The following is a 13,868-nucleotide window of genomic DNA, read 5'->3' as shown; positions in this document are numbered from 1 at the left end:
TTATTCCATCCCTATCGAGGTAAAGAGGGGCTGTTGTGGTGGAATGGTGGTGGCAGGACGTAGGCCCAGCCGATGTAGCGTTTGGGCGATATTTTCAATGGTGCGGCGCAGTTGTGGGCTGTCCTGACCTGTCAGTAAACGCTGGTTTTCTTCTCGATCATAAAAGCGTAGTAGAGTAAGGGCGTGTTGCAATTCATTGCTATACAAGTTTTGCCGTTTCATGACTAGCTGCATGGCAGTTTCTTGTTGTGTCACTAGGGTTTCGGTGTGCTCAAACCATACTTTCACTAATTCACGCAACTGCCGCCGTTGCCCTTTATTCAATTGCTGTGGTCGGACCACCAACACATCAAGAATTTCATTCGGTAACGATCGGCTATCAAACAACACCTTCGCTCCTTGGCGTTGCAGACGCGACAAAATCGGCTCAAAGGTGACCAATCCATCAATCTCGCGGTTAAGAAAACTGGCTTCCTGTTGTTCGAGTGACACCGAGCGAATCTCGACTTCTTTTTTATCCATCCCTGACAATTCCAATGCACGACCTAGCATATAGGCTCCGAGGGTCAGACTATCTGCCCCGACTACCTTGCCGCGTAAATCGGTTACTTGCTTAAATTCTGCCTGTCCTAACAAGGCATCGGCGCCATGAGAATGGCTCAATATCAACGCAATCGCTGCTTGGTTGTCATCCAGCAACAAGGGCACTGCCTCATCGAGTGTCAGTGCCGCTACATCTAAATTGCGGTTGCGAAATGCGCGCAGTGTCTCTGCCGTGGTGGGATATTCATGTAATGACACTCCCTGCGGCAGGGTTTGTTGTTGTCGCGCCAGAAACAGCGGCTCATAGCCTAGCCAAGTGTTTGCACCTATCCGCAAGTTAGTTTCATTTTGGCAAGCAGAGAGACCAATAAGAACGAAAAAAGCCAATAAAGCACGCAAGCAATTTTGCAAATAGAGTGGCATGTTCAATTGGATTGGCCCTCTTTGTTTTCACTAAAATTGTAGTTTAATGGAATATTGCCCTCGTGACATTGACCGATATAAAAGCGTTTTTGTTACCATTGCTTTTATGTCCTCTTTTCCTTCTCTTTCTGCCCTGCCAATTCCGTTATGGGCGGCTCGTCCTCCGCGTGCGGCTTATCTGTTGCCGGTAATAGATGCCTGCGCTTTATTGTTTGCTTTTCTCTGTGGCCTGTTGGTGTTGCTGATGCGGCCAGTGATTGATTGGCACAATTTTCCTGAATGGTGGCAAGACGGGGGGGTGCATCAGTTTTATACCTTCTTGGCGTTTATCGGGATTGCCATTCATACCCTGTGGTGGCGCGGGCATTACAACCGCCGCAAACCGTTTTGGGCGGAAACTGGCGAGGTGGTCCGAATTGTGATTGCGTTGGCCCTGCTCAATGGCGTAACGGTGTTGCTAGCGAAATGGCCGTTTTCGCGTACGGTTTGGTTAGTGGGCTGGTGTATGGCCTGTATGGCGATTCCGCTTGGCCGCTTATTGTTAAAAAGTCTGTTGATGCGCCTGCGGCGTTGGCAACGCCCGACTTTGGTGATTGGTAGTGGCCAACTGGCGGCGGACGCCTGTGCCGCGCTACAAAGCGAGCCTTTGTTAGGTTTTCATATTCGCGGTTTTGTCTGCTTGGATGATTTGAGCTGTGACATTCCGCCAGAAACTGATCTGCCAGTGTTTGCTGCCAGTGCTCAAGAAGTCTTGCAATGGGCGCGTGCGCATCCGCATGCGCATTTGGTGATTGCTTTAGAATCCCCTGCTTTAGAACAGCATGCGGCATTGGTGGCAGAGTTGGGTTTTATTATGCCCGGCTTACATCTGGTGCCGTCCACCGCCGGTTTACCCTTGGTGGGCATGGAGACGCAACACTTTTTTAGCCATGATGTGTTGCTGCTGCGGGCACGGAATAATTTGCTTAACCCACAAGCGATTGCGGTCAAACGAGGCTTTGATATGGTGGTGGCAGCATTATTGTTGCTGTTGTTGTCGCCGTTCTTTGTGGTGGTGGCGTGGTTGACGCGGCGTGATGGGGGGCCGGCTTTTTTTGGTCAGCCACGGGTGGGGCGTAATGGTGAATTGTTTACCTGCTATAAGTTCCGCAGTATGCGGGTAGATGCCGACCGTTTACTAGAAGAATTGCTGGCGCGAGACCCTGTTGCGCGAGAAGAATTCGATACCTTCCGCAAGCTGAAACACGATCCCCGTATTACCGGCATCGGCCATTTCTTGCGCCGCACCAGTTTGGACGAGCTGCCACAGTTATGGAATGTGTTGCGCGGTGAGATGAGTTTAGTCGGGCCGCGTCCGATTATGACGGAAGAAATGCCACGCTTTGGTGATAACTTGGCTTATTACCTTGAAACTCGCCCCGGGATGACCGGCTTGTGGCAGGTCAGTGGTCGCAATCGCTTGCCGTTTCAACGCCGCGTGGAACTCGATGCTTGGTATGTCCGCAATTGGAGCTTGTGGCACGACTTAGCGATTTTATTGAAAACCGTCAAAGTCGTGCTCCGGCGTGAAGGGGCGTATTAAGCGGTCGTGCTGCCTAATGTTGTCCCGACCCACTGTGTGCGGCCAGCAAAAAATTCGCGGCCACTGAGTCGTTTACCGCCTGCCAGTTGTAATTCATCTAACCGCACTTGGCCTTGTCCGCATTGCACCACCGCTCCTTCAGGGGTGAGCTGGTACACGGTGCCGGCTGGGGTCTGTGCGGTGGCAGGGGTGTCGTGATCGACAATGCTGGCACGCCATACTTTTAGCCCTTGGCCTTGCCATTGGCTAAAGGCGCCGGGCACTGGGTGATAGGCCAAAATGCGCCGCACGACACAGGCGGCATGTTGCTGCCAATCAATTTCAGCTTCAGCTTTTTCTAATTTGTGGGCATAGGTGACGCCGTCGCTGGGTTGCGCGATGGTCGGTAATTGGTCGAGTGTTGCCAATGCCGCCACAATCGCTTCTGCCCCTAACTGCGCCAATTTGTCATGCAAACTGGCGGCGGTGTCATCTGCGGCAATCGGCAAGCGGTGTAGAGAGCGAATGGCGCCGGTGTCTAATCCAGCATCCATTTGCATAATGGTGATACCCGTTTCGGCATCGCCAGCCAACAGCGCACGTTGAATAGGTGCGGCACCGCGCCAGCGTGGTAGCAAAGAGGCATGGATATTGAGACAACCTCGTGCTGGAATGTCCAATACTGCCTGCGGTAATAACAAACCATAGGCCGCAACGACCATCAACTCTGCCTCCACCTGTTGCAGCATGGCTTGTGCGTCGGCGTGTTTTAAACTGAGTGGTTGCTCCACCCGTAGCCCATGTTCCAGTGCTAACACTTTGACTGGGCTGGGCTTGAGTTTCATCCCCCGTCCAGCTGGACGGTCGGGTTGGGTGAGCACCAACGCAATATCATGCCCAGCCTGAATCAGGGCAGCGAGGGCTTGTGCGGCAAATTCGGGGGTTCCTGCAAAAATCAGTCTCATCACATATTCTGCCGTTCACGTTTTTTCAGTTTATTTTTGATGCGGTTTTGCTTCAGGCTCGATAGATGTTCCACAAATACTTTGCCATTTAAATGGTCAATTTCATGTTGGATACACACGGCCAGCAAACCATCTGCGTCGAGTTGATAGGACTGCCCATCACGGCCCAAGGCTTGTACGGTGACTTTCGGTGCTCGTTCGACTTTGTCAAAAATACCCGGCACCGACAAACACCCTTCCTCGCCCACCACCGGCTCACCATTGCTGGCAACGATTTCTGGATTGATCAGAACTAAAGGGGCATCGTGTTTTTCTGACACATCAATCACCACGATACGTTGATGCACATTGACCTGTGTTGCTGCGAGGCCGACACCCTGCGCTTCGTACATGGTTTCCAGCATATCGTCGAGTAAACGGCGAATCTCATCGGTGACTTCTTTGACCGGTGCTGCGACGGTGTGTAGGCGTGGATCGGGGTAGTGCAAAATCGGAAGTAAAGCCATGGTTATTCACTTTCTGTAAAACGGTCTTTATGTTTTTGACATGGTTGGCTGGCTTGCGCATAATTTCTATTTGGCATGATGCGTGATGTGAGCCATCGTCTATTGGCGTGCATTATAGCTCTAGCCTCAAGTGGCAAGCCCAATTCTGCTATCGTTTTTAGGAGCCTCTATGTCGGAACTGAGCCTTCAACATCATGCTTGGTTGCATCTCATACAAGTCCCCAACTTTGGGTATGGCGCATGGAGTAAAGCCTGTACCGCTTTTTCTGATGTTGTGGCGTTGTATCAGGCTGAGTCGGCCCGTGTGAGTGCGTGTTTAGGGGCGAAATTGGCACAGGCTATCACCGAAACCGATAGCAGCGATTTACGACAACGCTCTGCCGCGTGGTTGCAACAAGGCCAAGGGCGGCAGTTGTTGTGTTGTGATGAGGAAAACTATCCCGCCTTATTGCATGAGATACCTTCGCCGCCGCTGTTATTGTATGCCCAAGGGCGGCTAGAGCTGCTACAGCGTCCCTTATGTGCGGTGGTGGGCAGTCGCCAAGCCACCAGTCAGGGGCGGCGTGATGCGGAACAATTGGCGTATGAGCTGGGTCAAGCGGGGTTTACCATCATCAGTGGTTTGGCGGCAGGGGTCGATGCCAGTGCCCATCGTGGTGCACTGCGTAGTAAGGGCAGCACCATTGCTGTGATTGGCACCGGCATTGATCGCGTGTATCCCGCTCAACACCGTGCTTTAGCACATCAAATTGCAGAGCAGGGGTTGTTACTCAGTGAATTTTCCCTCGGCACGCCACCGTTACCGGCCCATTTTCCACGTCGGAATCGCATTATTGCCGGTTTGTGCCATGGTTGTATGGTGGTGGAAGCCAATGTTGAAAGTGGCTCTTTAATCACTGCACGTTTGGCAGCGGAATATGGTCGTGAAGTGATGGCCGTGCCGGGGTCAATTCATAATCCACAGGCCAAAGGTTGTCATCAATTATTGCGTGAAGGGGCGGCGTTGGTGGAGTCGGTAGAGGATATCTTAACCACCCTCGGCTGGGCGCGGCCCTCGGTTGTTTTGCCAAGACATGCGGATGCAACACAAGGTGAGCATGCTGGTGCCAGTCATCCGCTGTTAGATTTGTTGGTGGCGGGGCCAATGGACTTGGATCAGTTGATTGAATTGTCTGGCTTGACACCCGATGAGGTCTGCGCCACGCTGTTATCGCTTGAACTAGAAGGCCGTGTTGCCACTTTACCGGGAGGCCGTTATCAACGCTTAAGCGAATGTTAGCGTTGCAACCGGATGTTAATTGTATCAATCATAAAGGTGGAGACCGCTATTATGTATGAAGTTCTTGCTTATCTTGTTGATTCTTATCGTGATCTTGATGCTTGCCCGCAGCCGGCTGCTTTGAGCAGACGCTTAATGGCGGCGGGGTTTGATGATGATGAAGTCAGTGATGCCTTGCTTTGGTTGCAGGGTCTCGAAACCGCACGTGCTGCCCATGTGCTTGCTGAAGACACATGGCACGAAAGCGCGGGTAGCTTCCGTTGTCTTAGCCCACAAGAAGCCGAACATTTACCTTTAGATTGCCAAGGCTTTCTTTTATTTCTACAACAACAGGGTGTTTGCACTGGATCGGTCCGTGAGTTGGTGTTAGACCGTTTGATGGCCTTACCTGCTGGTGCAATTGATCTACAAGTCTTGAAATTAACGGTGGTGACGGTACTTTGGAGCTTGGCCACTGAGCTCGATATACTGATTGCCGATGTCCTAACCGATGCTGACAGTGCATTGCTGGCATTGCAGTAGCCCACACAAGCGCATAACATCGCGGGCTTTTCGACTTGTTTGGTGTGCTGACGCCCCCTCACTGTGGGGGCGTCTTTTTGCCCCTTGCAGCTTTATTCCCCATTAGGATGTGACCCAATCGCCATGCCTGCCAATCTGCTCATTGTCGAATCGCCCTCTAAAGCGAAGACCCTGAAAAAATATCTGGGGCCAGACTTCGAGATTCTGGCTTCTTATGGCCATATCCGTGATTTAGTGCCAAAAAATGGCGCAGTAGATCCGGATAAAGATTTCGCCATGAAGTACCAGATCATCGCTAAAAACAGTAAACACGTTGATGCGATTGCTGCTGCTGTGCGTGAGGCACAGCATATTTATCTTGCGACTGACCCCGACCGCGAGGGGGAGGCGATTTCTTGGCATTTGCTAGAAATTCTCAAGAATAAAAAGCTTTTAAAAGATAAAACCGCGCAGTGTGTGGTGTTCCACGAGATTACAAAAAATGCGGTGCTCGATGCCGTAGCCAATCCGCGACAGATTTCGCTCGATTTGGTCAACGCACAACAAGCACGCCGTGCCCTAGATTATTTAGTGGGTTTCAATTTATCGCCCTTGCTGTGGAAAAAAATTCGCCGTGGTTTGTCCGCCGGTCGGGTACAAAGCCCTGCTTTGCGGCTGATTTGTGAACGCGAAACGGAAATCCGCAGCTTTGTGACACAAGAATATTGGTCAATCCACCTTGATAGCCACAAAGGCCGCAGTAAATTCCGTGCCCGTTTGACACAGTTCCAAGGCGCAAAACTCGAACAGTTCTCTATCACCAACGAAGACCAACAACAGGCGATTGTTTCGGCGTTGGCGCAGCACACTGCGGCTCAGGTGATTGCTGTTGAGAAGAAAAAGAAAACGCGCAAGGCCGCGCCGCCTTTTACCACGTCAACTTTGCAACAAGAGGCGGTGCGTAAGTTATCGATGACCACCGACCGCACCATGCGGACAGCACAACAGCTGTATGAAGGGGTGGATGTTGGGCAAGGTACGGTGGGTTTAATTACCTATATGCGGACTGACTCGGTGGCGTTGGCGAACGAGGCTGTGGCGGAGATTCGTCACTATATCGGTGAACATTTCGCAGCAGATTATTTACCCAAAGCGGCGGTGACTTTTACAAATAAGGCGAAGAACGCACAAGAAGCCCACGAAGCCATCCGCCCGACGTCGATCTTCCGCACGCCTGAACAGGTCAAACCGTTTTTAACTGCCGATCAATTCAAGCTGTATGAAATGGTATGGAAACGGACGGTAGCCTGTCAGATGGCCCCAGCGAAGTATGACACCACGGCGGTGGATATTGCCGTTGGTGAAGGGGTATTCCGCGCTAATGGACAAGTGTTGGTTTTCCCCGGCTTTATCGCGGTGTATCAGGAAGGTCTTGATGATGCTGACGATGATAGCGAAGCGAAATTGCCGGTGTTAGAAGTCGGTGATGCGCTGGCTGTCGATAAAATCGAAGGTGAGCAACATTTTACCCAGCCCCCGCCACGTTTTTCTGAAGCGAGTTTGGTGAAGGCATTAGAAGAATTCGGCATTGGCCGTCCTTCGACATATGCCTCTATTATCAAGACCTTAAAAGATCGTGAGTATGTCACGCTCGATAAAAAGCGTTTTGTGCCGACCGACACCGGCGAGGTGGTCAATAAATTTCTGACTGAGCATTTTCAGCAATATGTTGATTATGACTTCACGGCGAAATTGGAAAACCAACTAGACGATGTGTCCACCGGCAAGCGGCAGTGGGTGCCGGTGTTGGAGGGGTTCTGGAAGGGTTTTCATAAGCAGTTGCAAGAAAAAGAAGGGCTGTCACGCGCCGAGGTTACGACGGAATTGTTGGATGAGGCTTGTCCAAAATGTAGTAAACCGTTGAATATCCGTTTTGGTAAGCGTGGTCGTTTTATTGGCTGCACGGGGTATCCTGAGTGTGATTACACGCGTAATTTAGGGGAAACCGCCGAAGAAGCCGCCGCCGCTGTGCCGGAAACGCCGCAGGTGATTGAAGGGCGTGATTGTCCGGCGTGTGGTGGGCAGTTGGTGGTGAAAACGGGGCGATATGGGAAGTTTATTGGCTGTGCCAATTATCCGAAGTGTAAGCATATCGAGCCATTGGAAAAGCCGCGTGATACGGGGGTTGTGTGTCCGGTCTGTAAAGAGGGGCATTTGATCGAGCGTAAGAGCCGTTATGGTAAGTTGTTCTATTCGTGTAATACCTATCCGAAGTGTAATTACGCAACGTGGAATCCTCCGATTGCTGAGACGTGTCCGCAGTGTCAATGGCCGGTGTTGACGGTGAAAACGACGAAGCGGCGTGGTACGGAGAAGGTGTGTCCGCAGAAGGAGTGTGGTTATAGCATCCCCGCGCCTGAACTGGCCCCACCGGCTGTGCCCGAGGCAGAGATAGATAGTTAAATAGGAAATTTAATTCGAAGATTGAAAAAACGGCACCGATGAGGGGCCGTTTTTTTGAGAGAAACATTGTATCAACTTTTCTTTTTATAAGAAAAAAGTTAAATTTCTTCTAGTCTACTTTTATAAATAAAAATGATTGGTTTTATAACTCTAAAAGAACAATTATTAGATTTTTTCGTCTGAAAGGATATTAAGATGGAACTAAAAAAACCTTTATGGGATACCAAGGAGCTAACTGATTTTAAGAATCAGTTTTTATGTGGTGATTGCCTTACTACCATGAAAAAAATCCCATCTGAATCTATTGATTTAATTGTAACTTCCCCTCCTTATAATTTGAAAAATTCTACAGGGAATGGGATGAAAGATGGGCGAGGCGGTAAGTGGTCAAATGCTAGTTTAATAAACGGATACTCTCATCACGATGACTGTATGCCACATGAAGAATATGTAAGTTGGCAAAGAGATTGTCTCACTGAAATGTTTCGATTGATAAAAGATGATGGTGCTATTTTTTATAATCATAAGTGGAGAGTTCAAGCGGGACTTTTACAAGATAGACAAGATATTGTCTCTGGATTTCCTGTGCGCCAAATAATAATTTGGAGAAGGAAGGGAGGCATTAATTTTAATAAGGGCTATTTTTTGCCTACATATGAAGTTATTTATTTAATTTGTAAACCAAAATTTGTTCTTGCTAAAGGGGCGAATGCTCATGGTGATATCTGGGAGTTTACCCAAGAAATGAAAAATCAACATCCAGCCCCATTCCCCGTTGCTTTGATAGATAGAATTATAAGCAGTACCAATGCAAAATTAGTTCTTGATCCATTTATGGGTAGTGGAACAACAGCTATTTCCGCAAAGAAGCAAGGGCGTGATTTTATTGGGATTGAAATATCGCCGGAATATGTTGAACTTGCCAAGAAAAGATTAGACGATTCTTTACGTACACCAACTCTCTTTTAAAGGTCTAAACTTTGAAGATATATACAAAAGAATTACTTATTAAAGAGCTTCGCTCTATTAGAGATATGGGATGGATTTTAAGTCGTAGAGGTAAAAATGATGGTGCTGTAGGAAATACATTGGAAGATTTATTAGGTATTGAGGAAAATAACCTACCTATACCTAATGCCGCAGAATGGGAGTTAAAGGCTCAAAGAAAAAACACGAATAGTTTGACAACACTATTTCATATGGAGCCTTCTCCGAGAGCACTAAAATTCGTTCCATCTATTTTGTTACCAATTTATGGGTGGTCACATGACAAGGCTGGTGATAAATATCCAATTGGGGAAATGAGTTTTCGCCAGACACTTAATGCTACTGGAGTATCTGATCGAGGGTTTTCTGTTAAAGTGGATCGCTTAGAGAGAAAAGTAAGCATTACATTCGATCCATCAAAAATCGCTGAACGTCATTCAGAGTGGTTTCTCAATATGTTAGCTAGAGGTGGAGGACACTTTGAACATTATCCTTATTGGGGTTTTGATGACCTTTTTCATAAAGCCGGTACTAAGCTTCATAATTGCTTTTTTGTTCGTGCAGATAATAAAGTTGAAAATGGAAAAGAGTACTTCTTATTTAATGAAATATTGATGCTTAAAAAATTTTCTCTCGAAAAATTTGTTGAAGCTATTGAGTCTGGCGATGTTTACATAGATTTTGACGCGAGAACGGGACATAATCACGGTACTAAATTTCGTATTAGAGATAAAAAAATACCTGATCTTTATGCTGAATCGGTTGTTTTGTAGATAAAAATCGTTTTCAAAATTCTAAAGATAGAAAATTAAAAAAGGGCGAACCCCATGTTCGCCCTTTTCGTTTCTTGCTGCTGAGATGTAGCTAGAAAATAACCAACAAACCCCACATTGCCGCCAAATTCACCAACCCCAACAACTGTGCTGCGCTGCCGAGGTCTTTCGCACGTTTAGCGAGAGGATGACGAGCGAGGGAGGTGTGATCGACGGCGGCTTCAATCGCCGAATTAAACAACTCAATCACTAATGTTGCCAAAGAACTGGCCACCAAAATCGCCCGACTTACCCTCGTGATATCCGGCCACCACAACGCCAATGGAATCAACAGCAAGGCCAGCAAAGTCAGTTGCCGAAAAGCATCTTCATGCCGCCATGCCGCTGCCAGCCCTTCAATCGAATAGCCCAAAGCATGCCAAACCCGTTTGATACCAGACTTGCCCTTGAATGGGCTTTCCTCCGGTGCTGGTGTGCTCACGCTGTGGCCTGCTGATGTTGCTGCACAGCCCGTTCCACCGCATCAATAAACAAACTGGCGACCGGACAACCAGTTTGCTGCATGATTTCGCGGAAACACGTTGGACTGGTCACGTTAATTTCCGTCAAACGATCACCAATGATATCCAACCCCACCAATAACAAACCACGCTCACGCAACACCGGCCCTAACGCCTCGGCAATGGCGCGGTCGGCATCAGACAATGGCCGTGCTTCCCCTCGGCCGCCTGCGGCTAAATTACCGCGCGTTTCCCCCTCTTTCGGAATCCGCGCCAAACAATAATCCACCGGCACCCCATCAATTAACAACACCCGCTTATCCCCCTCAGTGATAGCAGGGATATAGCGTTGTGCCATGATGGTGCGGGTTTGTTGGCGTGTCATCAGCTCTAAAATCACCGATAAATTAGGGTCGTGGTCGGTAACACGGAAAATACTATCGCCGCCCATGCTATCTAATGGCTTCAGAATCACATCTTGATGTTCCAAGATGAAGTCGCGTAACACCCGATATTGTGAGCTGATGGTGGTCGGTGAAATCCATTCTGGAAATTCCAAAATGGCCAGTTTTTCATTGTGATCGCGTAAGGCTTGGCCGCTGTTGATACACAATGCACCTTGCTTTTCCGACAATGTCATCAAATAGGTGGCATACAGATACTCGCTATCAAACGGCGGATCTTTGCGCATAATCACCGCATCAAACGCCGTTAAAGCCGTTTTCTCTGGCTCGCCTTGTTGAAACCACGCATGAGGATCACCCGTCAGAAATAACTGACCTGCGGTCGCATACACCTTGCCATCTTCCACCGTTAAGTCAGCAGCGGTGAGATAAGAAATTTGATGGCGGCGCTGGGCGGCCTCTTCGATCATGGCAAAGGTGCTGTCTTTGTAGATTTTCAGATGATCGAGCGGATCGGCAATAAAAGCAAAGTGCATCATGATTCCTTAAGCGGCAGTCGGTGCGGTACGTTTAAGTTCGATTGCCCCAGCTAACAGGGCAAGGCGTGCCACAACACCATAGGCATATAAGCGATTGGTAGAGTCTTCTGGGCCACAAGTCCGGTCGGGCAAACATGCGCCATCGAAACTCATCGGCGAGAAGTGCATCCCTGGTGCATTCAGGTTTTCATCACGGCCACGCCCTGTATGCACACGATAGAACCCACCCACCACATGACGATCCATCATATAAATCACCGGCTCGGCAACGGCTTCACCAACAGTTTCAAAGGTATACACCCCTTCTTGCACAATCACTTCGCTGACTTGTTGCCCTTCTTTAATCACCGACATTTTATTGCGCTGTTTGCGGTTGAGGCCACGCACATCATCAGGACTTTTCGCGGTCATCACACCCATGCCATAAGTGCCGGCATCTGCTTTTACAATCACAAACGGCGCTACATCAATTTCATATTCACGGTATTTGCTGCCAATCCGTTGCAGGATGTCGGACACCGTATCGGCTAATTCATCTTCGCCGTGTCGTTCGTGAAAATCGAGTGCGCGACAACCGGCAAAATAAGGGTTGATTAACCACGGATCGAGATCGAGCAAGCTGGCAAATTCGGTGGCGACTTGATCGAAGGCGCTGAAATGCTGTGTTTTGCGGCGCACTGCCCAGCCACCGTGCAGCGGTGGTAACAGCGTTTGTTTAATGCCCTGCAAAATATCAGGGATGCCGGCGGATAAATCGTTATTCAGTAAAACAATACACGGGTCAAAACCATCAGTACCCACAGTCACCCGATCACCCTCGCGGTGTAGGGGTTCGAGTGTCAGTTGTACGCCATCGCCGGCATCCAACTGAGTGATCTCGTTGATGTCTGGCGAGAGGCTACCTAAACGCACTTGTAAGCCGGCGGTTTCTAAAATATGCCGTAAGGCAGCGATATTTTTTAGGTAGAAAGTATTACGGGTGTGGTTTTCCGGAATCAGCAAGATGCTTTTAGCGCGGGGGCAAGCGTGCTCAACGGCGCTGGCGACGGCTTGTACCGCCAGTGGTAAGGCATCGGGATTCAGGTTGTTAAAGCCACCGGGAAATAAATTCATGTCCACGGGTGCCAGTTTAAACCCACTATTGCGTAGATCCACCGAACCATAAAACGGCGCTTGATGGTTACTCCATTGATTACGAAACCAATGTTCAATTTGCGGTTGGGCGGCGAGGAAACGCCGTTCCAGTTCTAATAAAGGGCCGGTTAAGTGGGTTGCTAGCGAAGGTACGGGCATAATTTTTCCCTATTGTTTGGGATTCAAAGGCTCATCTATGGCGGTGCCTAGCCGCATTTTCAATCGAAAGACGATGATTTCGCCAATCATTAGGCACCGCATACAGGGTGATGAGCCGGTGGCAAGGCCGGTTCAGCATACGCGCTCTGCCACCGTTGTAACACCTCTGGCAGGCGACAAGGATGATTTTGTCCACCCTGATGTTCGATTTTGATTGCCCCTAATACGCTGGCAAATTGCAAAATACTCAACCATGTCCAGCCTTGTTGTAAACCATACAACACACCTGCACGGAAAGCGTCGCCACAGCCAGTGGGATCAACGGCTTGGCTGATAGGGGCGGCGGCAACATGCAGGGTGGTGTGATCGGTAAGATAGACGACACTGCCACCGGCCCCTTGTGTCATCACCACTGCTTGCAGTTGCCCCTGCCCGACTAGCGTATCGGGGGCGTGTCCGGTGCGTTCAGCAAATAGCTCGGCTTCGTATTGGTTTAAGGTCAGCACATGGGCGAGTTTGGCGCAGTGCAATAGCTCTTCGCCGCTTAATAACGGCAATTCTTGGCCGGGGTCGAAAATAAAGGGAATGTCGGCGGCAGCAAGCTGCGGTGGGAAAGCAATATCCCCTGCCCGTCCGGTTGGGGCGACAATCGCCCAATTCACCGCTTCGCTTACCTCGCTAATTTGATTTTGATCGGCAAAATCCATCGCTCCCGGATGAAAAGCGGTGATTTGGTTACCGTCTTGATCGCTATTGATAAAACATTGTGCGGTGTAGTGCGCTGGCAAGACACGGATATAATCAGTCCGTATCCCTTGCTGAGTCAGATAGTCGTGATAGCTGGCGAAATCTTTACCGACTGTCGCCATCAATAAAGGCTGTGCCCCTAGTTGGTGTAAGGTATAGGCAATATTGCCACCACAGCCGCCGAACTCTCGCCGCAATTCTGGTGTCACAAAGCACACTGACAGCCGGTGCAAATGGTCGCTTAAGAGATGTTGGTGAAAATGACCGGGATAATGTAATGGTCTAATGTCAGCGGACAGTAAGATAGGGGGATGAAGAAGGTTTTGGAGGAATGGTGATGAAACAAGGGCGCAGGGTATTTGACACGAATTTCAAGCTGCAAGT

13 protein-coding genes are annotated in these 13,868 nt (G+C 49.3%); 6 read left to right on the top strand and 7 right to left on the bottom strand.

Annotation, left to right across the window (positions count from 1 at the left end):
- Entirely contained in the window at nucleotides 1-879 is an 879-nt protein-coding gene (locus G465_RS13935) for an ABC transporter substrate-binding protein (RefSeq protein WP_162138821.1), read from the bottom strand.
- A 193-nt stretch (nucleotides 880-1,072) separates the two neighbouring features.
- On the opposite strand from G465_RS13935, the gene wbaP reads away from it, so the two are divergent.
- On the top strand, nucleotides 1,073-2,548 hold the full coding sequence (gene wbaP, locus G465_RS0107345; protein ID WP_162138820.1) for an undecaprenyl-phosphate galactose phosphotransferase WbaP: 1,476 nt from the start codon (nucleotides 1,073-1,075) through the stop codon (nucleotides 2,546-2,548).
- Here the strand turns inward: wbaP and fmt are convergent.
- Both fmt and def read right to left on the bottom strand, forming a co-directional pair.
- A complete protein-coding gene (gene fmt, locus G465_RS0107340; protein ID WP_022653841.1) occupies nucleotides 2,545-3,492 on the bottom strand; it encodes a methionyl-tRNA formyltransferase in 948 nt (315 codons plus the stop codon). The genes wbaP and fmt overlap by 4 nt on opposite strands.
- The gene (gene def / locus G465_RS0107335; RefSeq protein WP_022653840.1) at nucleotides 3,492-3,998 is read right to left on the bottom strand and encodes a peptide deformylase; all 507 of its coding nucleotides are present in this window, start codon (nucleotides 3,996-3,998) and stop codon (nucleotides 3,492-3,494) included. Before def ends, fmt begins: the two co-directional genes overlap by 1 nt.
- Nucleotides 3,999-4,167: 169 nt before the next feature.
- Between def and dprA the strand changes: the two genes are divergently transcribed.
- The 5 genes from dprA to G465_RS0107305 all read left to right on the top strand — a co-directional run bounded on the left by dprA (nucleotide 4,168) and on the right by G465_RS0107305 (nucleotide 10,001).
- Complete coding sequence (gene dprA / locus G465_RS0107330; protein ID WP_022653839.1) at nucleotides 4,168-5,277, top strand: DNA-processing protein DprA; 1,110 nt, start codon at nucleotides 4,168-4,170, stop codon at nucleotides 5,275-5,277.
- A gap of 51 nt (nucleotides 5,278-5,328) precedes the next feature.
- A complete protein-coding gene (locus G465_RS13930) occupies nucleotides 5,329-5,799 on the top strand; it encodes a Smg family protein (protein ID WP_022653838.1) in 471 nt (156 codons plus the stop codon).
- Between the two features lie 123 nt (nucleotides 5,800-5,922).
- Nucleotides 5,923-8,241 carry a type I DNA topoisomerase gene (topA, locus tag G465_RS0107315; protein WP_022653837.1) on the top strand — a complete coding sequence of 773 codons (2,319 nt, stop codon included), beginning with the start codon at nucleotides 5,923-5,925 and terminating at the stop codon, nucleotides 8,239-8,241.
- A gap of 195 nt (nucleotides 8,242-8,436) precedes the next feature.
- Complete coding sequence (locus G465_RS0107310) at nucleotides 8,437-9,210, top strand: DNA-methyltransferase (RefSeq protein WP_022653836.1); 774 nt, start codon at nucleotides 8,437-8,439, stop codon at nucleotides 9,208-9,210.
- Nucleotides 9,211-9,221: 11 nt separating this feature from the next.
- Nucleotides 9,222-10,001 (top strand): MvaI/BcnI family restriction endonuclease, encoded by a 780-nt coding sequence (locus G465_RS0107305; protein WP_022653835.1) that lies wholly within the window; start codon nucleotides 9,222-9,224, stop codon nucleotides 9,999-10,001.
- A 91-nt stretch (nucleotides 10,002-10,092) separates the two neighbouring features.
- Here G465_RS0107305 and G465_RS0107300 read toward each other — a convergent pair whose 3' ends face one another.
- From G465_RS0107300 to G465_RS13925, 4 genes are all read right to left on the bottom strand, one after another.
- Nucleotides 10,093-10,482: a diacylglycerol kinase gene (locus G465_RS0107300; protein ID WP_022653834.1), complete on the bottom strand. Its 390-nt coding sequence runs from the start codon at nucleotides 10,480-10,482 to the stop codon at nucleotides 10,093-10,095.
- The gene (gene gshB, locus G465_RS0107295; RefSeq protein ID WP_022653833.1) at nucleotides 10,479-11,441 is read right to left on the bottom strand and encodes a glutathione synthase; all 963 of its coding nucleotides are present in this window, start codon (nucleotides 11,439-11,441) and stop codon (nucleotides 10,479-10,481) included. Before gshB ends, G465_RS0107300 begins: the two co-directional genes overlap by 4 nt.
- 9 nt (nucleotides 11,442-11,450) lie before the next feature.
- Nucleotides 11,451-12,737, bottom strand: coding sequence for a glutamate--cysteine ligase (gshA, locus tag G465_RS0107290; RefSeq protein ID WP_022653832.1), 1,287 nt, complete (start codon nucleotides 12,735-12,737; stop codon nucleotides 11,451-11,453).
- 89 nt (nucleotides 12,738-12,826) lie between these two features.
- The gene (locus G465_RS13925; RefSeq protein ID WP_052165414.1) at nucleotides 12,827-13,693 is read right to left on the bottom strand and encodes a carbohydrate kinase family protein; all 867 of its coding nucleotides are present in this window, start codon (nucleotides 13,691-13,693) and stop codon (nucleotides 12,827-12,829) included.
- Nucleotides 13,694-13,868: the final 175 nt, after the last annotated feature.

The sequence above is a fragment of the Aquaspirillum serpens DSM 68 genome, assembly GCF_000420525.1.
Taxonomy (GTDB): Bacteria; Pseudomonadota; Gammaproteobacteria; order Burkholderiales; family Aquaspirillaceae; genus Aquaspirillum; species Aquaspirillum serpens.
Note: the sequence above shows the minus strand (reverse complement) of the source record. Positions and strands in the feature narration are given on the sequence as shown.

What these genes read in the sequence shown, in the direction of transcription:
- wbaP (WP_162138820.1), top strand. Translation starts at nt 1,073, where the DNA reads ATGTCCTCTTTTCCTTCTCTTTCTGCCCTGCCAATTCCGTTATGGGCG.
- fmt (WP_022653841.1), bottom strand. Translation starts at nt 3,492, where the DNA reads ATGAGACTGATTTTTGCAGGAACCCCCGAATTTGCCGCACAAGCCCTC.
- def (WP_022653840.1), bottom strand. Translation starts at nt 3,998, where the DNA reads ATGGCTTTACTTCCGATTTTGCACTACCCCGATCCACGCCTACACACC.
- dprA (WP_022653839.1), top strand. Translation starts at nt 4,168, where the DNA reads ATGTCGGAACTGAGCCTTCAACATCATGCTTGGTTGCATCTCATACAA.
- G465_RS13930 (WP_022653838.1), top strand. Translation starts at nt 5,329, where the DNA reads ATGTATGAAGTTCTTGCTTATCTTGTTGATTCTTATCGTGATCTTGAT.
- topA (WP_022653837.1), top strand. Translation starts at nt 5,923, where the DNA reads ATGCCTGCCAATCTGCTCATTGTCGAATCGCCCTCTAAAGCGAAGACC.
- G465_RS0107310 (WP_022653836.1), top strand. Translation starts at nt 8,437, where the DNA reads ATGGAACTAAAAAAACCTTTATGGGATACCAAGGAGCTAACTGATTTT.
- gshB (WP_022653833.1), bottom strand. Translation starts at nt 11,441, where the DNA reads ATGCACTTTGCTTTTATTGCCGATCCGCTCGATCATCTGAAAATCTAC.
- gshA (WP_022653832.1), bottom strand. Translation starts at nt 12,737, where the DNA reads ATGCCCGTACCTTCGCTAGCAACCCACTTAACCGGCCCTTTATTAGAA.